The sequence below is a fragment of the Corynebacterium hiratae genome (assembly GCF_009708045.1).
GTDB classification, from domain to species: domain Bacteria; phylum Actinomycetota; class Actinomycetes; order Mycobacteriales; family Mycobacteriaceae; genus Corynebacterium; species Corynebacterium hiratae.
Genome location: NZ_VIOG01000012.1, coordinates 1 through 21,325 on the forward strand (window position 1 = coordinate 1; position 21,325 = coordinate 21,325).

Annotated in this window: 26 protein-coding genes; 11 read left to right on the forward strand and 15 right to left on the reverse strand. The window is 61.9% G+C overall.

Annotation, left to right across the window (positions count from 1 at the left end; genetic code table 11):
- The 3 genes from FME68_RS13545 to FME68_RS10200 form a co-directional block, all read right to left on the reverse strand.
- Nucleotides 1-104, reverse strand: a 104-nt coding sequence (locus tag FME68_RS13545) for a transposase (protein WP_491523153.1), incomplete at its 3' end; no start/stop codon positions are given.
- Between the two features lie 292 nt (nt 105-396).
- Nucleotides 397-645 (reverse strand): hypothetical protein, encoded by a 249-nt coding sequence (locus FME68_RS10195; protein WP_158397483.1) that lies wholly within the window; start codon nt 643-645, stop codon nt 397-399.
- A 154-nt stretch (nt 646-799) separates the two neighbouring features.
- Nucleotides 800-1,852: a pseudouridine synthase gene (locus FME68_RS10200; protein WP_158397484.1), complete on the reverse strand. Its 1,053-nt coding sequence runs from the start codon at nt 1,850-1,852 to the stop codon at nt 800-802.
- Here FME68_RS10200 and FME68_RS13075 point away from each other — a divergent pair.
- The 4 genes from FME68_RS13075 (at nt 1,788) to FME68_RS10215 (ending at nt 3,948) form a co-directional block, all read left to right on the forward strand.
- Nucleotides 1,788-1,928 (forward strand): hypothetical protein, encoded by a 141-nt coding sequence (locus FME68_RS13075; protein WP_168160887.1) that lies wholly within the window; start codon nt 1,788-1,790, stop codon nt 1,926-1,928. The two genes, FME68_RS10200 and FME68_RS13075, sit on opposite strands and share 65 nt — an antisense overlap.
- Nucleotides 1,929-1,974: 46 nt before the next feature.
- Complete coding sequence (locus FME68_RS10205) at nt 1,975-2,871, forward strand: universal stress protein (protein WP_046647652.1); 897 nt, start codon at nt 1,975-1,977, stop codon at nt 2,869-2,871.
- 139 nt (nt 2,872-3,010) lie between these two features.
- Nucleotides 3,011-3,271: a GlsB/YeaQ/YmgE family stress response membrane protein gene (locus FME68_RS10210; RefSeq protein WP_010188457.1), complete on the forward strand. Its 261-nt coding sequence runs from the start codon at nt 3,011-3,013 to the stop codon at nt 3,269-3,271.
- A gap of 68 nt (nt 3,272-3,339) precedes the next feature.
- Nucleotides 3,340-3,948: a TetR/AcrR family transcriptional regulator gene (locus tag FME68_RS10215; protein WP_046647650.1), complete on the forward strand. Its 609-nt coding sequence runs from the start codon at nt 3,340-3,342 to the stop codon at nt 3,946-3,948.
- Here FME68_RS10215 and FME68_RS13305 read toward each other — a convergent pair.
- Nucleotides 3,905-4,273 (reverse strand): hypothetical protein, encoded by a 369-nt coding sequence (locus tag FME68_RS13305; protein WP_230308975.1) that lies wholly within the window; start codon nt 4,271-4,273, stop codon nt 3,905-3,907. The two genes, FME68_RS10215 and FME68_RS13305, sit on opposite strands and share 44 nt — an antisense overlap.
- Nucleotides 4,213-4,890, reverse strand: coding sequence for a YidC/Oxa1 family membrane protein insertase (locus FME68_RS10220; RefSeq protein ID WP_230308976.1), 678 nt, complete (start codon nt 4,888-4,890; stop codon nt 4,213-4,215). Before FME68_RS10220 ends, FME68_RS13305 begins: the two co-directional genes overlap by 61 nt.
- Before the next feature lie 66 nt (nt 4,891-4,956).
- Between FME68_RS10220 and FME68_RS10225 the strand changes: the two genes are divergently transcribed.
- Nucleotides 4,957-5,715, forward strand: coding sequence for a class E sortase (locus FME68_RS10225; protein ID WP_158397523.1), 759 nt, complete (start codon nt 4,957-4,959; stop codon nt 5,713-5,715).
- Nucleotides 5,715-5,867 carry a hypothetical protein gene (locus FME68_RS13080; protein WP_168166775.1) on the forward strand — a complete coding sequence of 51 codons (153 nt, stop codon included), beginning with the start codon at nt 5,715-5,717 and terminating at the stop codon, nt 5,865-5,867. Before FME68_RS10225 ends, FME68_RS13080 begins: the two co-directional genes overlap by 1 nt.
- A 34-nt stretch (nt 5,868-5,901) precedes the next feature.
- On the opposite strand, the gene FME68_RS10230 is transcribed toward FME68_RS13080, so the two are convergent.
- Complete coding sequence (locus tag FME68_RS10230; RefSeq protein WP_102234474.1) at nt 5,902-6,456, reverse strand: DUF2020 domain-containing protein; 555 nt, start codon at nt 6,454-6,456, stop codon at nt 5,902-5,904.
- On the opposite strand from FME68_RS10230, the gene FME68_RS10235 reads away from it, so the two are divergent.
- Both FME68_RS10235 and FME68_RS10240 read left to right on the forward strand, forming a co-directional pair.
- A complete protein-coding gene (locus FME68_RS10235) occupies nt 6,455-7,627 on the forward strand; it encodes a sensor histidine kinase (protein ID WP_046647642.1) in 1,173 nt (390 codons plus the stop codon). The two genes, FME68_RS10230 and FME68_RS10235, sit on opposite strands and share 2 nt — an antisense overlap.
- A 36-nt stretch (nt 7,628-7,663) precedes the next feature.
- Nucleotides 7,664-8,302, forward strand: coding sequence for a LuxR C-terminal-related transcriptional regulator (locus tag FME68_RS10240; RefSeq protein ID WP_046647640.1), 639 nt, complete (start codon nt 7,664-7,666; stop codon nt 8,300-8,302).
- Here FME68_RS10240 and FME68_RS10245 read toward each other — a convergent pair.
- A complete protein-coding gene (locus FME68_RS10245; protein ID WP_070517764.1) occupies nt 8,299-8,616 on the reverse strand; it encodes a histone-like nucleoid-structuring protein Lsr2 in 318 nt (105 codons plus the stop codon). The two genes, FME68_RS10240 and FME68_RS10245, sit on opposite strands and share 4 nt — an antisense overlap.
- 315 nt (nt 8,617-8,931) lie before the next feature.
- Entirely contained in the window at nt 8,932-9,564 is a 633-nt protein-coding gene (locus FME68_RS10250; RefSeq protein ID WP_158397486.1) for a DUF6474 family protein, read from the reverse strand.
- Between the two features lie 75 nt (nt 9,565-9,639).
- Here FME68_RS10250 and FME68_RS10255 point away from each other — a divergent pair, with 75 nt between their 5' ends.
- Nucleotides 9,640-11,076 carry a TM0106 family RecB-like putative nuclease gene (locus tag FME68_RS10255; protein ID WP_328287811.1) on the forward strand — a complete coding sequence of 479 codons (1,437 nt, stop codon included), beginning with the start codon at nt 9,640-9,642 and terminating at the stop codon, nt 11,074-11,076.
- Between the two features lie 126 nt (nt 11,077-11,202).
- On the opposite strand, the gene FME68_RS10260 is transcribed toward FME68_RS10255, so the two are convergent.
- Both FME68_RS10260 and FME68_RS10265 read right to left on the reverse strand, forming a co-directional pair.
- Nucleotides 11,203-12,495, reverse strand: a complete 1,293-nt coding sequence (locus tag FME68_RS10260) for a copper oxidase (protein WP_158397487.1) — start codon at nt 12,493-12,495, stop codon at nt 11,203-11,205.
- A complete protein-coding gene (locus tag FME68_RS10265) occupies nt 12,488-13,657 on the reverse strand; it encodes an MFS transporter (RefSeq protein WP_158397488.1) in 1,170 nt (389 codons plus the stop codon). The genes FME68_RS10260 and FME68_RS10265 overlap by 8 nt, the downstream gene beginning before the upstream one ends.
- Nucleotides 13,658-13,727: 70 nt before the next feature.
- Between FME68_RS10265 and FME68_RS10270 the strand changes: the two genes are divergently transcribed.
- Nucleotides 13,728-14,624 carry a LysR family transcriptional regulator gene (locus tag FME68_RS10270; RefSeq protein ID WP_158397489.1) on the forward strand — a complete coding sequence of 299 codons (897 nt, stop codon included), beginning with the start codon at nt 13,728-13,730 and terminating at the stop codon, nt 14,622-14,624.
- Here FME68_RS10270 and FME68_RS10275 read toward each other — a convergent pair.
- From FME68_RS10275 to FME68_RS10290, 4 genes are all read right to left on the reverse strand, one after another.
- Complete coding sequence (locus tag FME68_RS10275; protein ID WP_158397490.1) at nt 14,621-15,595, reverse strand: ArsA family ATPase; 975 nt, start codon at nt 15,593-15,595, stop codon at nt 14,621-14,623. The two genes, FME68_RS10270 and FME68_RS10275, sit on opposite strands and share 4 nt — an antisense overlap.
- Nucleotides 15,586-15,843, reverse strand: coding sequence for a cory-CC-star protein (locus FME68_RS10280; RefSeq protein ID WP_046647629.1), 258 nt, complete (start codon nt 15,841-15,843; stop codon nt 15,586-15,588). The genes FME68_RS10275 and FME68_RS10280 overlap by 10 nt, the downstream gene beginning before the upstream one ends.
- Complete coding sequence (locus tag FME68_RS10285; RefSeq protein ID WP_328287812.1) at nt 15,833-17,539, reverse strand: carbon starvation CstA family protein; 1,707 nt, start codon at nt 17,537-17,539, stop codon at nt 15,833-15,835. Before FME68_RS10285 ends, FME68_RS10280 begins: the two co-directional genes overlap by 11 nt.
- 436 nt (nt 17,540-17,975) lie before the next feature.
- Nucleotides 17,976-18,578 (reverse strand): superoxide dismutase, encoded by a 603-nt coding sequence (locus FME68_RS10290; RefSeq protein WP_046647628.1) that lies wholly within the window; start codon nt 18,576-18,578, stop codon nt 17,976-17,978.
- 163 nt (nt 18,579-18,741) lie between these two features.
- On the opposite strand from FME68_RS10290, the gene msrA reads away from it, so the two are divergent.
- Nucleotides 18,742-19,392, forward strand: coding sequence for a peptide-methionine (S)-S-oxide reductase MsrA (msrA, locus tag FME68_RS10295; protein WP_158397491.1), 651 nt, complete (start codon nt 18,742-18,744; stop codon nt 19,390-19,392).
- A gap of 24 nt (nt 19,393-19,416) precedes the next feature.
- Here msrA and FME68_RS10300 read toward each other — a convergent pair whose 3' ends face one another.
- A complete protein-coding gene (locus tag FME68_RS10300) occupies nt 19,417-21,258 on the reverse strand; it encodes an alpha/beta-hydrolase family protein (RefSeq protein WP_158397492.1) in 1,842 nt (613 codons plus the stop codon).
- Nucleotides 21,259-21,325: the final 67 nt, after the last annotated feature.

The following is a 21,325-nucleotide window of genomic DNA, read 5'->3' on the forward strand; positions in this document are numbered from 1 at the left end:
CGATTGACTCCAAGCTCTGCTGAAGCCGCGTGAAGTGAGAGGTCCTCATTGTTTTCGTAGAGGGCCACAGCATCACGTTTGAACTGTTCGGAGTACCTAGGCATGGTGGTAGATTACCTTTCTTCCCAACCCAACCGGGCTGGATATCAGGTGTCTACCAAACAGGGGTCAGGTCCCCCGCCGCTGCCCAAACATGCAACACAGCTCTGTCGGCTGAGGACACTCATCCCCAGACCATTTGCCGGCTACAGCACCCGTGAACATAGGCACAACCGTCCAAGTTATGGGCTTGCCTCGTAGAGAACAACAAAAATAGCCCCCAGCCGCAGCAAAAGCGGGCCGAAGGCTAAATCTACAGGAAACAGGAACAGGCGCTGGCTCTGGTTCCGGCGGTACTTAGCCCTTCTTGCAACCGCGGGTGTCGTGCAGACCGCACTGAGGGACGCCCAGGAACGAAAGGGCGAGCGATGCGAGCGTGACTGGAATCGCGATTATGTCGTAGAAGGGGGAGTCGACGACGAGTTCATTGAGATCAGTAGACGATCCTTGTCGATCGTTGTTCACTAGCCCGTCCTCAGCTGTCGCTGTGGGGGTTGCCGTGACCATAAGTGCGGCGGCACCGATGATAGCTAGGGGCTTCTTCATCGTGTCAGTTCCTTTCGGATAGGGAAGTATAGGGGTGTCCTAGGCTATCGGACCGAGATTTCAAAGGCAATGGTTTGACTGCCGTTCAAATTCCGTCCCGATTCTTTGGCAGCAGAGTTGCTTGGCCCAGCCGTTTGGGGTACTGGAGCCAAAACTACGGGCGAAGAAGATTATGGGTATGTAGTGGTAATTGAGAGTGAAACTCACGGGTATAGCCGGTTACGGGGTCGGCAAAAGAAATGTGCGTAGCCGTCAAGTGCATTGGAATTCGCATGTCCTCGGCTTCTGCCGGGTAGATGACGGGGTAGATGGGGTCCCCAATAATGGGTATTCCTGCCTGGAGCATGTGCAATCGGAGTTGATGCGTCTTTCCGGTCTGCGGCTTCAAGGTGTACTTCGCGAGCTCTGGTAGTGAACCGTGGATGGACTCGTAGGGGGCCTTATCTACCGGCTCCACGCCGGCGACCTCGGTGATGGCATTGACTTCCCCCTCGACGATGCGGCCTTGCAATTCCCCCGGGGTCTTCTCCATCCGGGAGCGCCAGATGGCGCCTGGGGAGACGTCGGCAAGCGGCGCGATGGCCTCGTAGGTCTTGTTTACGCGGCGCTCGGCAAACAACGTTTGGTAGGCGCCCCGGACGGAGCGGTCCTTCGTGAAGACGAGGATGCCGGATGTAAGCCGGTCGAGACGATGCGCGGGAGATAGCTCGTTGTTTCCGGCCATCCGGCGCAGGCGCACGGTTGCAGTCTCTGTGATGTGCCGGGCGCGGGGCATGGTGGCCATGAAGGGCGGCTTATCCACCACTAGGAGGTGCTCGTCCTCAAAGAGGATTGGTATGTCGTATGGGACGGGAGTTTCGGGAGCCGGCATGCGGTAGAAGTACACCACTGCGTTGGTGGCGAGAATACTATCAGGGCGAAGAGGGGAACCATCCTGGCGCACAACTTCGTCTGCGTCGAAGCGGGCCTGTAGCGCAGCCTCGTTGTCGTCGGGGTGACGGTGGCGCTGAGTGACGATGAGGTGGTGAATGAAGTTCCACGCGGTAATCGGACCTTCAGGCACGCGGGCGTGGGTGGGGTTTAGCCCATCACGGATAGGAAGTGGTGTTGCGCCACGCCTTTTTTGCGATATTCTTTGACCCATGGATTTTAACTCTATTCTCGCACCCGTCATCGATTTCTTCTCTAATGGTATCGGTGCCGTCATTCGTGACATTGTCGTGGCCGCCTACAACATCCTCTTCCCTGCGAACGCGGACGCTGCTACCACCCCACAGGTCTAGTAATAGGTATTAGACTGGAAGTGTAAGCACTTCGAAAGGAAAGGTCATGGCAAAGGAAGACATTGTCGTCGTAGCCGTTGATGGTTCGGAAGCGTCGAAGAACGCCGTCCGCTGGGCTGCTAATACCGCGGTAAAGCGTGGTATCCCGCTGCGTATCGCATCGAGCTATACGATGCCGCAGTTCCTCTACGCCGAAGGCATGGTTCCGCCGAAGGAGCTTTTTGATGACCTCCAGGCGGAAACCCTAGAGAAGATCGAGGATGCCCGCGCCGAGGCCCACAAGGTTGCCCCGGATCTGAAGATTGGCCACACCGTGGCTGAGGGCTCCCCGATTGACATGCTGCTGGAGATGTCCAAGGACGTCACCATGATTGTCATGGGCTCCCGCGGTATGGGTGGTCTCTCCGGCATGGTGATGGGCTCGGTGTCCGCATCCGTCGTCTCCCACGCCTCCTGCCCGGTGGTCGTAGTCCGTGAGGATAACCACGTCACTGAGTCCACCAAGTACGGTCCGGTTGTCATCGGCGTCGATGGTTCCGAGGTTTCCCAGAAGGCAACCGATTACGCCTTCAAGGAAGCCGATGCCCGCGGCGCGGAGCTCATTGCCGTTCACACCTGGATGGATATGCAGGTGCAGGCTTCTCTGGCCGGCCTCTCCGCTGCGCAGGCCGAGTGGGCTGAGGTGGAGAAGGAGCAGGCAGAGCTGCTGACCGAGCGCCTAGCTGAGTTCCAAGAAAAGTACCCGGAGGTACAGGTCAAGAAGGTTATTGCCCGCGACCGTCCGGTCCGTGCGCTGGCAGAGGCTTCTGAGGGCGCCCAGCTTCTCGTCGTGGGTTCCCACGGCCGTGGTGGCTTCAAGGGCATGCTGCTTGGCTCCACCTCCCGCGCGCTACTCCAGTCCGCTCCGTGCCCGATGATGGTGGTTCGTCCGGACTCCGAGTAACCTTCGCATAACCCCGTAATAACGATTCGGGCCCATTTATTGGATATATGGTGGGCCCGGGTCGTTTTGGTGTTTTCAGGCGTACGGTGGGGAGCACGTAAATAAAAGCTATTTACTGTTATGAGAAGGAGAGAGTGACATGGGACTTGGTCTCGGTTTCTTTGGTTCGATTGTTGTCGGCATCATTGCGGGCTGGCTCGCTGAGAAGATTATGAAGCGCGATCAGGGGCTGTTCACTAACCTCATTGTTGGTGTTATCGGCGGCTTGATTGGTGGCGGCTTGCTTGCGCTCTTTAATAAGAGTGTTGGTGATAGCTGGTTCCTGATGATTATTACGGCAACGGTCGGCGCCTGTATCCTGCTGTGGATTGTGGGAGCCATTACGGGCCGCAAGAAATAATAATTCGCATACATACCGGTTTGTCTATATTGTGTAGATGAACCGGTTTTGTCATGTGAGGAGAAGAAATGGCCGAAAAGAAGTCGCGACGCAATCGTCCGAGTCCGCGCAGCCGACTGCTCGAATCCGCCACGCGGCTCTTTACCACTGAAGGAATCCGCGTTATCGGAATCGACCGCATCCTGCGTGAGGCGGACGTCGCTAAGGCATCGCTGTACTCCCTCTTCGGCTCTAAGGACGCCCTCGTTATCGCGTACGTTGAGGCCCTTGATGAGGAATACCGCGCCGATTGGCAAAAGCGCACCGAGGACGCGACAGACCCGGAAAGCAAGATCCTGGCCTTCTTCGACAAGGCCATCGAGGAGCAGCCCTCCATGGAATTCAGGGGCTCGCACTTCCTCAACGCTGCGGGCGAGTATCCGCGGCCAGAAACTGATGCCGAGCGCGGCATCGTGGCCGCCTGCGTCGAGCACCGCACGTGGATGCACTCCACGGTCACAGCACTCCTCAACACCAAGAATGGCTACCCCTCAGAGGAGCAGGCGAGCGAAATTCTCATCTTCCTTGACGGCGGGTTGGCTGGCGCGCGCCTTACCCGCGACGTCGCCCCGCTCGTGACGGCCAAGCAGCTGGCTATTCGGCTTCTGTCGGCCCCTCCTGCCGACTATTCGATTTAACAATTTTTCGTGCCTCCGCCACGATCTCCGAGTGGCGCTTGCGGTTAGCGGCGAGCTCTTCCTTGTGCCCCGGCTCCTCTTTGAGCCGCTGCTTAGCCGCTTTCTTTTCCCGCTTCTTCTCCTTGGTGCGCCAGCGCTGGATGCTGGCGCGGCGCTGCTCGTGGACGGCCTCCGGCAGCGGGTAGCGCTTGCGCAGAATGATTTCGTACACGCCCGTCTGTAGCAGGGTAAAGAGGTAGGAACAGCCCCAGTAGAAGATGATGGTCACGGGGATGGGGCCGTGCCAGGCCACCATCCACAGCATCCACGGGATAAGAACCACCATGAGGGCCATGAGCCACAGCAAGCGGCGAGGGATCTTTTCGTCGAAAGCGTGGTGAGGTAGCCGCGGTAGAGCGTAATGAGCGTGTTGAGGGAGGTAAACACGAGAGCCGCGATGAGCATGGGCAGGACCAAGTCGCGGTGCTCGCGGGCGAAATCGGTGAGGGGAACGCCGAAGACGGTGGAGGCGCGGAAAGCGGAGACGTCGTCAAGCGTGAGCATACCCACCGGCTCATGTGTGGAACCGGAGACGCGGAGCACCACCTGGTAGAGGCCAATAAAGGCGGGAATGATGAGGAAGGCTGGGAAGCAACCCACCAGCGGGTTGTGTTGAAAGCGCTTCTTGAGATCGCGCTGCTGCGTAAGGACGGCGACGGCCTCATCGACGGTGTCGGCCCGAGCGAGCTGCGCGTTGAGCTCGGTCATCTCTGGGCGCATGAGGGCTCCGATGCGGCCTTGCTTCACGGAAAGCCAGTTCAGCGGAGCAATGAGCCCGCGGACCGTCAGCACGAGGAAGACGATGGTGAGGATCCATGCCATGGAGCCGCTGAAGAAAGCGCCTAACAGGAGGTGCCAGAGTTTCATGATTCCGGAGACCGGATACATGAAAATTTCGATCATCGCCTACTCCTCTTTCTGCAGGGTGGTGGGGCACTTACACGTTACAGGGAGGCTAGGGTAGTGAGTATGCCCCACCCCACCGCACGCACGCGAACGACCGTCGGCTCCGTCATCGGTGAGCTGATGCTGACGGCCGGCGTGCTGCTGCTGCTCTTTGCGTTTTACGAGTCCTACTGGACCAACATCGCCTCCGGCAAGCTACAGGACGAAGCCAACGAGACGCTACAGGAGGAGTGGCACAATCCGCGCGGCGCTGGCCATGCCCCGCAGCTCGGTGAAGCATTTGCACGCCTCTATATCCCTGCCTTCGGCTCGGACTTCGCCTTCGCGGTCCTCGAAGGCACCAACGAGAATGATTTGCTGCGCGGACCGGGGCGCTACACCGACACGCAGATGCCCGGTGAGCCGGGCAACTTTGCGGTGGCCGGACACCGCGTGGGCAAGGGCGCGCCCTTTAATGACTTGGGTAACCTGCACACCTGTGACGCCATCGTCATCGAAACTGCGACGGAGTGGATCACGTACCGCGTGCTGCCTATCGGCGGTTCCCCGGGGGAGTGCTTCAGCCCAGAGCAGCAAGCCAAGCCGGAGTACCAGCCGGTTCAGGGCCGCCACATCACGTTGCCGGGCGATGTGAGCGTGCTCCAACCTGTTCCCGGAGCGGAGGGCGTTGAGCCGAGCGAATCCTTGCTTACACTCACGACGTGCCATCCGCAGTTCTCCAATGCGGAACGCATGATCGTGCACGCCATGGAGACCGACCGGGAGGCTAAGAAGCCCGGCTCAGATGACAATGACCGCCCCGCCGTCTTGGAGGAGAACTAATGTATCGCGCATTGTGGAACCTTTTGCCTGGCCCCACCGCAGTAAAGGCCGTGCTGGCGCTGGCCCTTGCCGTGGGGGTCTTCTTCCTGCTCATGGAGGTTGTGTTTCCCTGGGTAGCAGCGCAGATGCCCTATAACGACGTTGCTGTTTAGACCATTAAATGCTTAGGTCTTATACGTTTAGGCCTTATAGGCCTAAACGCTTGATCGCTTCCTGCGCTATGAGCTGAGGTTTGAGCGTTTGCAGCTGGTTCGACCACACCACCACGGCGTGGTTGTCCTTCTGCACGGCGAAGACCGAGTGATCCTCAAAGACGCCGCGCCCGCCCGACCAGCCATCGAATTCGGCAAGCTCCGTGTCCTCGACAGGGGCGGCCCAGTCCACGACCGCGCGCGCTTCCTCCACGCTGGGCATCTGGCGGATGAGGACGGTGGCTTGTGGGTCCTCGGGGTAGGACCAGAACACGCAGGCGGGGGTGCCAAAGCGCTTGTCGACGCCCCACCGGGTCATCCTCTGCCCGTTCGTATCGGCCACCCATTGGGTATCCAGATAGGGGCAGTCTTCCCAGTCGCTGACCTCCGCCGTGGCGTCGATGGGCAGGCCATCGCCTGCGTCGGTGGGTGTCGCAGGGCTTGCGGCCGGGGTGCTGGGGGTGGGGTCGTCTGCATCCGAGCACCCCGCGGCGGCGAAGCCGATGCCGATCAGGCAGGCGGCAAGCGGGGGAAGTAGGCTGTGGCGCATGACGTCCACACTAGACCAGCGCTCGGTTGAATCGGATGCCCTGCGCAACGGTATCCACGTCCTGACGGCGACGCTGCTGGTGGTGGCGATTTTTACCACGGTGCGCCTACCTCTGTGGCAGGGCGTGCTCAACCTGCTGCTCTTGGTTTCTTTCGCCGTGGTGTACTTCGGGGGCTCGGCCTACTTGGAGACGCTGCCGCGCATCGCGCGTTATGGCTGGATAGTCATCCTCACGGTGTTGTGGCTCGCTGACTTGGCTGTGGCGCCTGCGGCCATCTACCTCGTGTTTTCCCTGTACTTTGTGTACCTCTACGTACTGGAGATGATCCCCGGCGTCATCTGCGTTATCGCGGCCACGGTGATGACCGTGCTGGTGCAGGTACCGGGCGGGCTGTCCTTCGGCGGCGTCATGGGCCCAGCGGTATCGGCCCTGGTGACGATCGCTATCACCTATGCCTTCCGGGCGCTGAGCCGGATGAACCAAGAGTTGGTGAAAACCCGTTCCCAGCTGGTGGAGTCCGAGCGCACGGCCGGCATGACCGCTGAGCGCCAGCGCATCGCCCACGAAATCCACGACACTCTGGCACAGGGCCTGTCCTCCATCCAGATGCTTCTGCACGCCGCTGACCGCGACCTGGCCCAGGAGAATATCCCTAAGGCGCAGGAGCGCATTGAACTCGCCCGGCGCACCGCGGCGGATAACCTCCACGAGGCGCGTGCCATGATCGCAGCACTACAGCCGGCGGCGTTATCAGAAACCTCCCTGGAGTCAGCTATGACCAGGATGGCGGATAACTTCGCGGCAACCGGTGGGGTTGATGTTTCCGTGGACGTTGAGGGCGATGTCCAGCAACTTCCCATGAAGGTGGAAGCAGCACTGTTGCGGATTGCGCAGGGGGCGATGGGGAACGTCGTCAAGCATGCCCACGCCAGCAAGGCACGGGTGACGGTGACCTATGCGCCGGATGAGGTGCGCGTGGACGTGGTGGACAATGGAGACGGCTTTGATGTCGAGGCAGTGGAGAATAAGCCGGCGGGGTTGGGGCATATTGGTCTATCGGCGATGCGCAGACGTGCCGAGGAACTTGGTGGAGAGGTCGTGATTGAATCCACGCCAGGAAGCGGCACGGCGGTCTCAGTTAGTGTGCCCTTACATAACGATGTAGATTAGGAATTTGTCCACACCGTACCAATGAGGAGGAAGCCCGTGATTAGGGTCTTGCTTGCCGACGACCACGAGATCGTACGCCTAGGTCTACGCTCGGTGCTCGAGGGGGCTGAGGATATCGAGGTGGTGGGTGAGGTAGCGACCGCCGAAGCCGCCGTCTCCGCAGCGCAGGCAGGTGGCATTGACGTCCTCCTCATGGATCTGCGGTTTGGAGCGGGTATTGAAGGCACCCGCGTCATGGGCGGCGCGGAGGCGACTGCCGCCATCCGCTACTCCATGGAGAACCCGCCCAAGGTGCTCGTGGTGACCAATTACGACACTGACGCGGACATTCTCGGGGCGATTGAGGCCGGAGCGGTAGGCTACTTGCTGAAGGATGCGCCGCCGGTCGAGCTGCTCGCGGCGGTGCGCTCGGCGGCCGACGGTGATTCGGCGCTTTCGCCGGTAGTGGCCGATAAGCTGATGACCCGCGTGCGCACGCCGCGCACCTCCCTTACCCCGCGCGAGCTGGAAGTACTGAAGCTAGTCGCGGCGGGATCCTCCAACCGGGAGATCGGTGTGGAGCTGATGCTTTCGGAGGCGACGGTGAAGTCTCACCTCGTCCACATTTACGACAAATTAGGAGTGCGCTCGCGCACGTCGGCCGTGGCGGCCGCCCGCGAGCAGGGCGTTCTTTAGAGGTTGTTGGCGTCGCGGTAGGCCAGGATGACGTCGTTGGGGATCTTGCCGCGCTCGGCCACCTGGTAGCCGTGCTGGGCGGCCCAGGCGCGGACATCGGCCGGCTTGTAGCGGCGGGTGTCCTTCTTCACCGGGTGACGGGCGGCCTTGACAAAAGGTTCCATTGCGGCGTGGAACTTATCGGCATTCTCCTGGGAAACATCGAGGAGATAGTCTTTACCGTCAACGCTGAAGCGGATGACAATCAGTTCTTCCTCGCTGAGGGGCTTGTTATCAATGTCGTCAAAAAACTGGGTGATTTCGCGGCGTGCCATGATTCTCCATTCGATCTGTAATCTGATCGCGCTGTGCTTGGGCTTCCCTCATCGTTCACCACAAGAGCGGAAGCCTAAACTTTAAGTAACTTAACGGATTAAAGAGAAAGTCATTAAAAGAACCTTCTCTTGTTATTGACTATAGAGCAAAACCACGTCTGCGACACAGTTAAGGGGCGCTAGGAGAAGCAATATTCTGGCCGGTAACAAAGGCTGATTTTAAACCCGAAAGAAAAAGCCTCCGATCCGCTTTCCCGCCCTTGTTAGGAGGCGGGAAATGTAGGGATCGAAGGCTGGAAGCTGTGGTGCGAAGGGTTATGCGCCCAGCTTGGACTGGATCTCGTCGTTGAGAGAATCAATCTCGCCGGAGATGGAGCGGTGTGCGCGCTGGCGCTGCTGCTCAGTCATGTATTCCGCATTGTCGATTGCGGAATCGAGCTCGTTGAGCCGCTCCTTGACGTCGCGCTTAAAGCCGGCGGGCAGCTGGGCGTCCTTCAGGGAGTTGCGGATGCCGGCGGTGCGCGCCTTTAGCGGTGCGCCGTGGCCGGAGAAGGAGGCCAGCTGCTCAGCGCTGACGCCAGCCTTGTGCGCGCGCTTCTTCTCAACCTCGCGCTGGGCAACGGTGATGCCGCGGTAAATCAGGGGCAAAAGAAGAGGTGCGGCGGTGCGCAGGGCGCCGGCATAACGCTTAACATTGTTCTTATTTAAACGGCCTTCCTTAATGCGCTCGAGTTCCTTCTTGGCCATTTTGTATTCGTGCTTGCGGCGGTTCTTCAGGCCCTTTTCCTCGGACTTGATAAGCGCCTTCTCCTGCTTAGCCAACAGCTTTTGCTGGCGGTGCTTGGCCTTATCGGCAGCCTTTACCTCTGCCTTTGCGCGGGTCTTGGCGGCCTTAACCTCAGCGCGGGCCTCACGGCGGGCCTTGCGGATCTTCTTCATAATGCCCATTGAAACGTCCTTAAATTATTTTTCCTTAGGGTCTCGCTACAACTCTAGCAAGGTGGTCTACTAAGCTCACCTGCTGTGAAGGATGTGCTCGTCGCCACGGATCTTGTGGGCTGCCGTTATCGCTTGGTGCAGCGCCGCGCGCATCCCGAGATCCCACGTACCGCGGTAAGTCAGGCCCGCGCGGAACGCCATGCGGCGGCTATCGATGCCGCCTTGAGCCGCCTTCCCGCAAAGGGGCCGGGCCGTTTTCGCCGCATTGACCTGGAGGGTAGCGACTTCGATCGGGCCCTGGCCACGTTGGAGGCTCTAGCTCGCGGGTATACGCACATCACCAACGCCGTCTTTTCCACCGAAGAGTGGATGGTGCGCGTGGAGCTCCTTGTTCGGGACGGCGAAATGTATAGCCCCGTCATCGTCTCCGACCACCGCGTGGCGCGCCGGCATGAGGCCTCGCGCGCGCTCGTCGTGCCAACCCACCGCTTGGGGCTGAGCGAGCCCTTGCCGGCCAAGTACAAGATTCGGCATCACGCCATCGACGGCTACCGTTTGGCGCTGGCAGCACGGGGCTTGGAAGAAGTGGGGCTGAATTCTGGCAGGGGCGCGGCGATTGGGCAGGACCGCAGCCAGGCTTTTGTCACGGATACCTCGCGTTTTGCCATCGATGAGGCACTGGCACAACCGCTGCCCGCGGGCCCGCGCCGTGTCAAGGAGTGCGCCTCCTGCCGCTTTTGGCCCTTGTGCCGGGAAGAGCTGGAAGCCCGCGATGATATCTCCCTCTTCCTGCCGGGCGACCGCGCCAACCCCTACCGCGAGCGGGGCATCACGACAGTGCAGGGGCTTATTGACGCTTCCCTCGGCGCCCCCTCCGCCCTCGCCGTCGCCTGGCGCGAAGGTATTCCCCTGCTGCGCCGCGGGCAGGTCAGCGTTCCTCGCGCGGATGTGGAAGTCGACGTCGATATGGAGGCCTACCTGGATCAAGGCGCCTACCTGTGGGGTGCACTCCTGGACGGTGAGTATCACTCTTTTGCCACGTGGGAGCCGCTCGGCGGCCGGGCGGAAGCAGAGAATTTCGCCGAGTTTTGGGAGTGGCTCATGGGAGTGCGCGCTGACGCACATGCGGCGGGAAAGACCTTTGCGGCGTATTGCTACTCCGCCCACGGGGAGAACCATTGGATGCGCAGGTCCGCGCAGCGTTTTTCTACCCCCAACCTCCAGGAAGTGGAAAAGTTCATCTCCTCGGAGGAGTGGGTGGATATGTTTGTCCACGTCAAGCGTAGTTTCGCCGGCACCGCGGGGTTGGGTCTGAAGACCGTGGCCCCGGTCGCGGGCTTTGAATGGCCGGAAGAGTTTGACGGCGAAGAATCCGTTAACGCCCGCCGCGCTGCGCTTGCCGGTGACACGGACGCGCGTGGGCAGATTCTGCGCTATAACGCCGGCGATGTGCGCGCTACCCACGTGGTCCGCGAGTGGATGTCCGCCGGCGCGCCGGGCGTGCCTCCCCTCGAGCCCTAGCTTCTTCTGCCTTCCCGTTTTGCAAGTCCCCAGACCTGAAACCCGCAACCTGCAGGTGGGCGTCGCCAAGCGCTTGCCGACGCCCCACTGCCCACGCAGGAGGTTGCGGGATCGAGGTCTGGGGATCTACACAATGAGGCTGAGTCCGCCGAGGATAATGAGCACCGCAAGCGCCACCCACACCTGGTCCCAGTCCGTTGTGCTCGTTGGGGCTGGGCCTTCGGCCTTCTTGAGAACCACGGCTTTCTGGGCCTTGACCGCGCGGGCGGTGAGGATGGGGAGGACGGCCATGGAACCGAGGCAGAGCAGCGAGGCGGCAACCATGGTGAGGGAACTGGAGGTGGCCAGCCAGAGGGCAAGCCCGCCGTTGATAAAGACCGAGCGCCCCAGCCCCCAGCGGTTATATTCGCGCAGGCCAGCCCGCACCGCTGAAGGGCCGCCGCCCATCGTGGTGGGCAGCATATAGCCCATGACGCCGATGAGCAGTTGGGCGCCAAACCCTACGACGAGCGCGAGCATGGGAATCTGTGGCTCGCTGGAGAAGAAATGCTGGGTGGTGTAATACACCAGACCGCCGAGCAGCCAGAAGCAGGAAAAGAGCACAGAAAGCGCCGGGAAGGTGATGCGCCCGCGTGGTTCCCGGAACACGCTAAGGGCATTGAGTAACCAGCTCTGCAGGCTGAGCGCCCAGCCGACGCAGTAGAGGATGAGGCCCGCTTGCGGTACATTCCACGCGCTGCCGATCACGGTGGTCACCACGCCCAGCGCCAACAGCGTGAAGCTCAGGCCCATGTGCGGATTGATTCCCTTGGTGCGCCAGATAGATGGGAACAAGATGGTGAGTGAGCCGGCCGCCGCCAGCCCCACGAAGCCACCAATATTGGCGGCCACGTGCGCGATGAGCAGGCGCGGATGGGAGGGGTGCGTCGCGAGGAAGGCACCAAGGGTGGCACCAACGGCAAGAAAGAAGGCTGAGGCTACGTACGCAGCAACGACAGGGCGGAATCTTTTGGATTCCGCTTGGCGCCATAAGGCAAAGAGGGCCACGCCGTGCCAGACCACGGCGAGCGCGACAAGTGTGGCACCTATCTGTGTGAGCACCCAGTGGTGGCCCCAATATTCACTGAGGATTTGGCCCACGAGGGTGAGGATAACGCCGGCATTCTGCAGATAAATCCGCGCGAGCTGGCGAGGGCGGGCCGACATCGGAACTTTGAGCTGCACGAATTTTTCGGTGAGGTGCTGGGACCACACCACGATGCTGTTGCTGAGGATGCCGAGCGTGAAAAGGTGGATGAGGACCCACCGGTAATTCGGGATAAAGGTATGGATTGCGCCCGCGAGAAGAAAGACCATCATCCACAGGCTGACCGGGCGGGATGCTTTCCTGTGCCATGTGCGCGGCGACCACTTATCCATAAAACACGAGTTTATCCGGTTTTCTCACAACCCAACTCAACACCGCGATGCCCGCGGCGAGGGCGGCGTAGACGGCGATGAAGCCGGTCCACGACAGGAAATCAAAGAGCACGCCCGCTAGCGCGCCCAGGAGGGAACTGCCCAGGTAGTAGAAGAAGACATAGAGGCTGGAGGCCTCAGCGCGGTCGTGAGTGGCGATATGCCCCACCCACCCCGAGGCCGTGGAGTGCGCTGCGAAGAAGCCGATGGTGAAGAGCACGATGCCGAGAAGGGTGGGGATCAGTGCCCCCATACAGAGCGCGATGCCCACGGCAAAAAGCAGGCAGGACAGCAGCAAGGTGTTGGCGTGGCCGACCTGCGTGACCAACCGGCCCGCCCGCGCCGAAGACCACGTGCCGGTGAGGTAGAAGAGGAAGACCAAGCCGGCCAAACCGGGCGCGAGGTGGAAGTGGTCGATGAGCCGAAAAGCCAAGAAGTTATAGAGGGACACGAAGGTTCCCATCGCCACGAAGGCCACGATGAACAAGGGAATCAGGCGGGTATCCCGGGCATGGCGGAAGATGGCGCGCAGCTCCGAGCGGAAGTGAATCGCTTTCGGGGTGAAGTTCTGTTGGTAGGGCAGCAAGATCGCCGCGATGATAGCCAAAATCAGCGTGACCAGGCTAGAGCCCGCCAGCGCCCAGCGCCAGGACGTGAGCTCGAGCAGCCCGGTGGGAATGAGGCGGCCGGTGAGCCCACCGATGGTGGTGCCGGCGATGTACAACCCCATGGCACGGGCGACGTAGGAGCTTTCCAGCTCCTCCGAGATCCAGGCCATGGCGGTGGCGGGTGCGCCGGCGATGACGGCGCCCTGGAGCGCGCGGGTGGCGATAAGTATCTCCGGATTGGGCGCCAGCGGCACGAGCATGCCGATGAGCGTGGCCGCGATGGTAGAGACGAGCAGCAGTTTTCCGCGGCCGATGCGCTCGGAGATGATGGACACGGGGATCACGCAGATAGCCAGCGCGCCTGTGGCCGCGGAGATGGTCATGGCGGCTTCCGTGGGGGACATGCCCATGTCCTCCACCAGGGTGGGCAGCATGGCTTGGGTGGGGTAGAGGCAAGAAAAAATTGCCAAGCCCACGAAGAGCATGGCAATGGTGGCGCGCCGCGTTCTGGTCATGCATCAAGCATGGCCTAGCGCGGGTTATGTGTAAAATGTCTAAAAGTTACATAAAACATGTGAGGTGTGCATGAATCTGGAGGATGTGCGCGGCGTCGTCGCCGTGGCCGACCATGGCCTCGTCGGCGCGGCTGCCGACGCCCTCGGGCTCTCCCAATCCGCGCTAACCCGCCGCGTGCAGCGCATTGAGGCGGAGGTGGGGGCCAGCCTCTTCGAGCGCAGCGGCCGGCGCCTGCGACTCAATGCTCGCGGCCAGGCATTCGTGGAGCATGCCCGGCGGATGTTGATGTCCGAAGTCGCCGCACGCGATGCCGTTTCCCGCCTCATGGATCCTGAGCGCGGGACCGTGCGCCTCGACTTCATGCATTCCCTCGGCACGTGGATGGTCCCGGAACTGCTCAAGGCCTATCGCGCCGAACACCCTCACGTGGATATTCGCTTGCACCAGGGCGCGGCGCGCGAGCTCGTGGAGAGAGTAGCGGCCGGGGAGTCAGATCTCGCGCTCGTTGGCCCCCGCCCCACCACCCCGGGGGCCGTGGGCTGGCACCAGCTCAAATTGCAACGCCTCGGGCTCGCGGTTCCGGAAGGGCATTGGGCGGCAGGACAAGACAGCGTGCGCATGGAAGATTTTCGGGAGGAGCCCTTCATCGGCATGCTGCCCGGCTATGGAACGCGTATGCTGCTGGATTCCCTGGCGAGCGAAGCCGGATTCACCCCGCGCCTCGTCTTCGAATCCATGGAGCTGACCACCGTGGCCGGCCTCGTGGCTGCTGGCCTGGGATCGGCGCTGCTGCCGCTCGATGACCCGTACCTCAAAGCCCGCAACCCCATCCCACTGCAGCCCGCGGCCTACCGTGAGCTGGGGCTGGTGTGGCGGGAGGGCGATGATGCCCCGCCAGTCGAGCACTTCAAGGATTTCGTCGTGACACGCACCGCCGAGGGCGGTAGCTTGGTCGAGGCCGACTAGCTGCCGAAGGGGAGCTCGGCGGCCAGAGCAGCGAGCGCTTCGGGGGTGGATACCTCATGCGGCAGCCAGGGCAAGGTGTGCACCGGCTGGCCCGGCAGTTTCTCCGAGAGTAGAGCGAGGGCCGCATCCTCCGAGGCGCGGCGCTGCTGAAGAAACTCTTCCGTGCTTTCCGGAGTGCGGCGGTTGACCAGCAGCCCACCGCAGTGCACGCCATGGGAACTCAGGTCCGCGAAGAACTCGGCGGTTTCCAGCACTGGGGTGCGATCGGCGGTGAGGACGAGGAAGAAGGACGTGGTGGCTTCGTCGGAAAGCACGGCGCGCAAACGCTCGAAACGGCGGCGGCGCTTGAGCAGCGTGGAGCGGATCTCCTGGTTGCGGCGGTCCACCGGGTCCTGCGAGCTGGCGGAAACGGCCTTCTCCGCTGAGGTCATGCCGCGCACCACCGCGCCGAACTTGTCGGATTTCTCGCGCCGCGCGAGCAGTCCATCGGTATACGCGGCCATGATTTCCGGCAGCGCCATGAGTCGGGCGGTGTGCCCGGAGGGGGCGGTATCGAAGATGATGTGCTCAAACCCTCCACCATCCTGCTGCTCTTCGATGAGCTGCGCAATGCGCTCCAGCATCGCCGCCTCGTGCGTGCCGGGCGAGTGCCGGGCCAGGTCCAGGTGGCGGTCCACCTCGCGGTGGAGGCGTTCTGGCATGAAACGACGCATTTGCTTGGCGACGCCCTCTAGGTGCTCCTCCGTCGCCCGCGCCGGGTCGATCTCGATGACGCTTAAGTGGGGGCGGACGGTAGTGGGGACGTCGGAAAGCGCGGTGCCAAAGATGTGCCCCAGGTTGTGCGCCGGGTCGGTAGATACCAGCAGCACGCGCTTGCCTTCCTGGGACAGGCGCAGCGCGGTGGCGGTGGCCAGCGTGGTCTTACCCACTCCACCCTTGCCGCCGAAGAACATGACGGGGGCTAGCAACATGAGATTCCGTTCAAAGGTGAGCGCTCCATGCCCATGCGCGTGTGCCAGGCGTGGAAATCTTCGTACATCAGCGGCAGTAGCTCCAAGGTGTAATAGCTGGCGGGATTCGGCAGGCCGAGGGCCTCCGAGAGGATAAGCAGCATGAAGAGATCGTCTTCCTCCTGCTGCGCCTTAGCGAAGGAACGCCGATAGGGCGCGGAGTAGAACTCGTCTAGACCGCGCCCAAAGGCCTTCAGTTTATCGAGCATTGACTGGCAGGGGCGGCTCGATGTCTTCGTCCTTCCACACCACCTGCGGGGCCTTGCGGGCGCGGGAAATGGCGGCGATGGCTTCGGCGATGACCCAGATGGCGGCGACGATAATGACGCCATCGATAAGGAGCAGCAGCCAGTTTCCGGCCTGGAACAGCGTCTTGAGCTGCAGCACCGCCGCCCACAGAGACATGACGGTAACAAAAATCAACGGGAGCAGCACTGGCCACGTCGGGCGGCGCAGCTGGGTGAGGATGACCACGATGATGGACAGCGTCAGGCCTGCCATGAGCTGGTTGGTGGTGCCGAAGAGCGGCCAGATGAGCATGCCGCCGGAGCCGTCGACACCGGTGGAGAAGGTCAGGCCCAAAGCGCAGCCGACGGCGATGATGGTGGCGACCAGGCCGCTGAGCTTGATGCCCATGAGCTCGGCGGCCTCGGAGACCACCATGCGCTGCAGACGTACACCGGAGTCCATCGTCGTCGCGGCAAAAAGCACGGCCATGGTGGCCAGGATGGTGGCGGAGAGTGAAGTAGGGATTCCCAAACCTTCGTTCATGAGGGCGCCGCCACCCTGGACGAAGGCGCCGACGCCGCCGGCGTTCCACTCGTTGTAGACGGCCTCCCAATCGGCGGCGGTCTTGAAACCGGATGTGGTGGCGACGATGGTGCCCAGTGCGAGGAGGCCCTCGCCCACGGCGCCGAAGTAGCCGACGAAGCGGGCGTCGGTTTCCTTATCCAGCTGCTTGGAAGAGGTACCGGAGCTCACCACGCCGTGGAAGCCGGAGACGGCGCCGCAGGCGATGGTGACGAAGAGCAGCGGGAAGATGCCTGGTGTGTTGTCAGGGACGTGATCCGACACGGTCGGTGCAACAACCTCGGGGCGGGTGATAAGGAAGGAGCCGTAGAGGATGATGAGGCCGACGAAGAGCTGCAGGCCGTTGATGTAGTCGCGCGGCTGCAACAGGACCCACACCGGCAGCAGGGAGGCGATGAAGGCGTAGACGAAGAGCAGGATGATCCACACGCCGCGGTCCGGGATGCCCAGGACGGTTTCCGGCAGGGCCAGCGGGACGCGGTCACCGATGATCATCAGCGCGTACAAGGCAGCGACGCCCACGATGGAGACGATGGTCAGGTTCCAACGGAAGCGGTAGATGGCCTGGCCGATGAGCAGGGCGACGAGGATGGCGCCCCAGGTGGGGATGACGGCGGTGGGCGTGGAAATCAGCAGGTTGGAAATGACCACCGCGAAGGCCGCGTTGACCATGAGCAGCAGCAGGAAGATCACGACGAGGAAGAGCGCGCGCCCGCGGGCGCCGATATAGCGCCCAGAGAGCGTGCCGATGGACTGTCCGCGGTGGCGCTGGGAAGCCCACAGCGCGCCCAGGTCATGCATTCCGGCAAAGAAGACCGTGCCGAGCGTGACCCAGAGGAAGGCTGGCAGCCAGCCCCAAATCACGGCGACGGCGGGGCCGATGATGGGTGCAGCACCCGCGACCGAGGTGAAGTGATGGCCCCACAGCACGTATTTGTTAGTAGGGACGTAGTCGACACCGTCCTCCATGGTGTGGGAGGGCGTGGCAAAATTATCAGAGAGCTGATACACCTTCGACGCAAGGAAGCGGGAGTACAGCAGGTAGCCCGCCACCATCATGGCGAGTCCGATAAAGACGAGAAGTAGTGAGTTCACAAAACCACCTGAAGAGAGTCAATTGAGATGTCGCATCAGCGTTGGCTCCTCAGCAAGAAGGCAAGCCTGTAATACGCATCCCTGTGTGCAGGTGGTGTGAATTATGCCATAGCTGTTTTGTGGAGGTGGGTTTAATTTCTAAATCTCTATAGGGAAAGTTGGGGCGGGTGGGGCAGAAGGGGTGTAGTTCACCGCCACTCACGGGCTGCGGATTGCCTTGACCGATAGGCCAACTGCCCTACATGACGAAGATCCCCCTCGGATCGGCAATGGCGGCGCATAACTTTGGCAACTCGGGCAGTTTCGCCTCGCGCACCGGGAGCAGGAGTCCTGTGCAAAGGCCTGGAGCTTGTTGAAAACGCGAAACCGCGCCGAGCCTCATTGAAGAGGACCCAGCGCGGTCGAAGCAATATGGCCTTAAAGGAGGCCGGAATGCTTACTTGGTAGCAGCAGCGTAACGCTCAGCAACGTCATCCCAGTTGAAGACGTTCCAGACAGCCTTGACGTAGTCAGCCTTCACGTTCTTGTACTGGAGGTAGAAGGCGTGCTCCCACATATCCAGCATCAGCAGCGGGGTGAAGTTCACCGAGATGTTGCCCTGCTGATCAGTGAGCTGCTCAATAATCAGGCGGCCAGCAACGTGGTCGTAGCCCAGAACTGCCCAACCGGAGCCCTGCAGGCCGGTAGCAACGGCGGAGAAGTGAGCCTTGAACTTCTCGAAGGAACCGAAGTCGCGGTTAATAGCCTCAGCCAGCTCGCCGGTCGGCTCGCCGCCACCGTTCGGGGAGAGGTTCTTCCAGAAGATGGAGTGGTTGGTGTGGCCACCCAGGTTGAAGGCAAGGTTCTTGGACAGAGCGCGGATAGCGTCAGCGTTAGCCTCGCCGTTGCGCTGCTCCTCCAGAGCCTCGAGCGCAGCGTTAGCGCCAGCAACGTAGCCAGCGTGGTGCTTGGAGTGGTGCAGCTCCATGATCTCAGCGGAGATGTGCGGCTCCAGAGCGTCGTATGCGTAGTCGAGTTCAGGAAGTTCGTAAACAGCCATTTGTGTCATCCTTTCTTTGGGGTACGAGGCCCCATCGTAGGGCGCGGATGAGGATTTGGCCACAATATTTTTTTAATGGGAACCGCCGTGAACGAAAACCTGGATTGCAAGCGGCCTAGCGGAGTATAAGGGGAGGACAACACTACGCGAAGGAGAATCCTGCATGTTTCTTTTCAAGCCAGAACCCAAGCTGGTGGCAGCGGAGGACGCCCTTCCCGGGCGATCCGAGCCCGTCTTGGACAACCCGCAGCCCCATGCGGTCCTGGGGACTCCTATCACCGGTCCGTGGAAGGAAGGGCAGAAGTCCCTCATCATTGCCATCGGCTGTTTCTGGGGCGCGGAGAAGATGTTCTGGGAAACCGAGGGTGTGGAGTCGACGTCCGTGGGCTATGCGGGCGGCACCACTCCTAACCCGACGTACTACGAGGTCTGCCGCGGGCTGACCAACCACGCGGAGGCCGTGCAGATTACCTATGACCCGCAGCGTGTGAGCCTGCGCGACCTAGTGGTCGAGGCTCTGGAGGCGCACGATCCGACCCAGGGCTTCCGACAGGGCAATGACGTCGGTACGCAGTACCGCTCGGCGTTCTATCCAGAGACCGAGGAGGAACGCGCGGAGATCCAGCAGCTCGTGGATTCCTACGCGGGCAAGCTTGCCGACGCCGGCTTCGGCGCCACCACCACCGAGGTCACCCTCCTCGGTGAGACGGACTCGGGGGAGTATTACCTGGCCGAGGACGAGCACCAGCAGTACCTGCACAAGGTGCCCAACGGTTACTGCCCGCACCACAGCACCGGCGTCAAGTGTGGCTAGCGCAGTGAGCGCACTGGCGCGCGGCTAGAGCTGCTTGCGCACGTGCGTGCGGAAGTCGGAAGGTTTGTTGAGCTGGTCGCGCTCCACAAAGTCCCGCATGCGCTCAGCGAGCTCCGGAGTGAGCTGGGTGCGCGTTTGGGATCCGAGGACGGAATCCCAGTACCAGAAGGTTTCCTCAAAGTAGTTGTGGCCGTGGCCGCCCGGCACGTTGAGCGAGTTGATCTGGTCCAGTGCTACCTGCCAGAAGGTGATGAACGGGTGCCAGCGCAGGTTCTTAAAGGTATCTGCGTACAAGGTCTGCGGGGTCGGCTCGTGGATCCAGTTGGGGCGGGCATAGATGAGCTTGCTGTCCCACCACACGATGGCATCGGAGGCGTGCTGCCCCACCGCCACGCGCGGGCGCTCCCAGGGGCCATAGGGTTCGCCGAAGGCATCGTGTTCCATGTGGGCGGGAACGCTGGCGAAGCGGAGGTGCCGGCCGCCGTCGATAAGCGGCAGGCGTTCCAAGGAACCGCGTTCACGGTGCAGGCGCCGCATGAAGCTGGTCATCCGAGGCGGCCCAGTGAACACCGCACCATCGCAGTCGGCTAGCAGTTCTTCGAGCGTCTCGTAGTTTTCCACGATGGCATAGCAGCCCAAGGACTCGCCGCTTAAGTACAGCTTCGGGCGGTTGTCCTCGGGCAAGAGCGCGAGGCGGGCATGAACGGCGGCGATGAGCTCGCGCGCAAAGGTGCGGGAGAGGTTCTTATCCACCAGGTAGGAAAACATGGAGGGCAGGTAGTCAAATTGCAGGGCTACGGTGGCGCAATTGCCGCGCGTGAGGAATTCATAGCCGCTGACCGAATAATTGTTGATCCAGCCTGAGCCGGAGGGCATTTGCAGCACGATGGTGTCGCGGTGGAATGCGCCCGTGCGATCCATCTCCGCCACCGCGTGGCGGGCGGCGGCGTGCGGACCACGGCCGCGGATGAGCCCGATGTAAATACGGATCGGCTCGTGGGCACGTTCGAAGTGCATAACTTCTTTGATGTCCTGGGCGCGTGGGCCGCGGTCGAGGAAGGCCCTGCCCTGGGAGCCGACGGCCGTCCACGGCTCGTGGGACCACGGGCTTCCCGAGCGTTCCGGCTCCCACGGCATCGCGGAGCCTGGGTACACCAATTTATTGAGGGCCAGACCTTGGATGGAGGCCCTGCGGAGCAGCCGGCGCCACACCATGCGGTCGCTGACCACAGCCGCAGCGAAGCCGACCGCGCCGCCGGCTAGCGGCCACGCTATCCACCTGGGCAGCCAGCGCTGCACCTGGCGGGAAAGCTGGGTGACGGCGATCTGCGCTGCCTCCCCGACGATGAGCAGGGCGCCGTAGCCCGCGGTGCCCACCACCATGCCCAGTGCTGCGGATTGGGGGCCGCGGTCATTGAGCTTGCCAACGAGGCGGGCTTGTTCTGATTGGTTGCGCAGGGAGCGTATGCCCGCGATGAATGTTCCGAGCCCAAGCAGGTAGTAGGAGTAGCGCCGGGTGGTGGGGCCCACGTGGTCCTGGGGGCGTCGCCCAGCGAGGCGGAGCCCACGCTTCGCTGCGAAGGCCGCGGTGGTAGCGGCGAGGTGCCCCGCACCTTGGCCGATGGCCACGTTGGCGGCGGTGACCCACCACGGGCGTGGCAATAGCGACGGGGAGACGGCTGCCCAGGTTGCTACCTCCGCGCCGAAGATCCCGGGCCACATATTTTGCGGCAGGCGCCGCCGGCCGGTCATGCGCATGCCGGGTGTGAGATCGCTGATGAGCTCCAGGGAAAAGATTGCAGCCTGAAGGCCCTTCTGAGCGGTTGTCAGTGCGATGCGGCGTGCGAGTTGACGCATGGTGGCCATTGAACCAGCTTTAGCGCGGGCGCGCAGGGAAGCCTCAAACCGTGCACAATCGGACATGAAAATGTGA

Excerpts from the sequence above, each read along its gene's own strand:
- FME68_RS10195 (WP_158397483.1), bottom strand. The coding sequence starts at position 645 with ATGAAGAAGCCCCTAGCTATCATCGGTGCCGCCGCACTTATGGTCACG.
- FME68_RS13075 (WP_168160887.1), top strand. The coding sequence starts at position 1,788 with ATGGATTTTAACTCTATTCTCGCACCCGTCATCGATTTCTTCTCTAAT.
- FME68_RS10200 (WP_158397484.1), bottom strand. The coding sequence starts at position 1,852 with ATGACGGCACCGATACCATTAGAGAAGAAATCGATGACGGGTGCGAGA.
- FME68_RS10205 (WP_046647652.1), top strand. The coding sequence starts at position 1,975 with ATGGCAAAGGAAGACATTGTCGTCGTAGCCGTTGATGGTTCGGAAGCG.
- FME68_RS10210 (WP_010188457.1), top strand. The coding sequence starts at position 3,011 with ATGGGACTTGGTCTCGGTTTCTTTGGTTCGATTGTTGTCGGCATCATT.
- FME68_RS10215 (WP_046647650.1), top strand. The coding sequence starts at position 3,340 with ATGGCCGAAAAGAAGTCGCGACGCAATCGTCCGAGTCCGCGCAGCCGA.
- FME68_RS13305 (WP_230308975.1), bottom strand. The coding sequence starts at position 4,273 with ATGGTGGTTCTTATCCCGTGGATGCTGTGGATGGTGGCCTGGCACGGC.
- FME68_RS10220 (WP_230308976.1), bottom strand. The coding sequence starts at position 4,890 with ATGATCGAAATTTTCATGTATCCGGTCTCCGGAATCATGAAACTCTGG.
- FME68_RS10225 (WP_158397523.1), top strand. The coding sequence starts at position 4,957 with ATGCCCCACCCCACCGCACGCACGCGAACGACCGTCGGCTCCGTCATC.
- FME68_RS13080 (WP_168166775.1), top strand. The coding sequence starts at position 5,715 with ATGTATCGCGCATTGTGGAACCTTTTGCCTGGCCCCACCGCAGTAAAG.
- FME68_RS10235 (WP_046647642.1), top strand. The coding sequence starts at position 6,455 with ATGACGTCCACACTAGACCAGCGCTCGGTTGAATCGGATGCCCTGCGC.
- FME68_RS10230 (WP_102234474.1), bottom strand. The coding sequence starts at position 6,456 with ATGCGCCACAGCCTACTTCCCCCGCTTGCCGCCTGCCTGATCGGCATC.
- FME68_RS10245 (WP_070517764.1), bottom strand. The coding sequence starts at position 8,616 with ATGGCACGCCGCGAAATCACCCAGTTTTTTGACGACATTGATAACAAG.
- FME68_RS10250 (WP_158397486.1), bottom strand. The coding sequence starts at position 9,564 with ATGGGCATTATGAAGAAGATCCGCAAGGCCCGCCGTGAGGCCCGCGCT.
- FME68_RS10260 (WP_158397487.1), bottom strand. The coding sequence starts at position 12,495 with ATGGATAAGTGGTCGCCGCGCACATGGCACAGGAAAGCATCCCGCCCG.
- FME68_RS10265 (WP_158397488.1), bottom strand. The coding sequence starts at position 13,657 with ATGACCAGAACGCGGCGCGCCACCATTGCCATGCTCTTCGTGGGCTTG.
- FME68_RS10270 (WP_158397489.1), top strand. The coding sequence starts at position 13,728 with ATGAATCTGGAGGATGTGCGCGGCGTCGTCGCCGTGGCCGACCATGGC.
- FME68_RS10275 (WP_158397490.1), bottom strand. The coding sequence starts at position 15,595 with ATGTTGCTAGCCCCCGTCATGTTCTTCGGCGGCAAGGGTGGAGTGGGT.
- FME68_RS10280 (WP_046647629.1), bottom strand. The coding sequence starts at position 15,843 with ATGCTCGATAAACTGAAGGCCTTTGGGCGCGGTCTAGACGAGTTCTAC.
- FME68_RS10290 (WP_046647628.1), bottom strand. The coding sequence starts at position 18,578 with ATGGCTGTTTACGAACTTCCTGAACTCGACTACGCATACGACGCTCTG.
- msrA (WP_158397491.1), top strand. The coding sequence starts at position 18,742 with ATGTTTCTTTTCAAGCCAGAACCCAAGCTGGTGGCAGCGGAGGACGCC.
- FME68_RS10300 (WP_158397492.1), bottom strand. The coding sequence starts at position 21,258 with ATGGCCACCATGCGTCAACTCGCACGCCGCATCGCACTGACAACCGCT.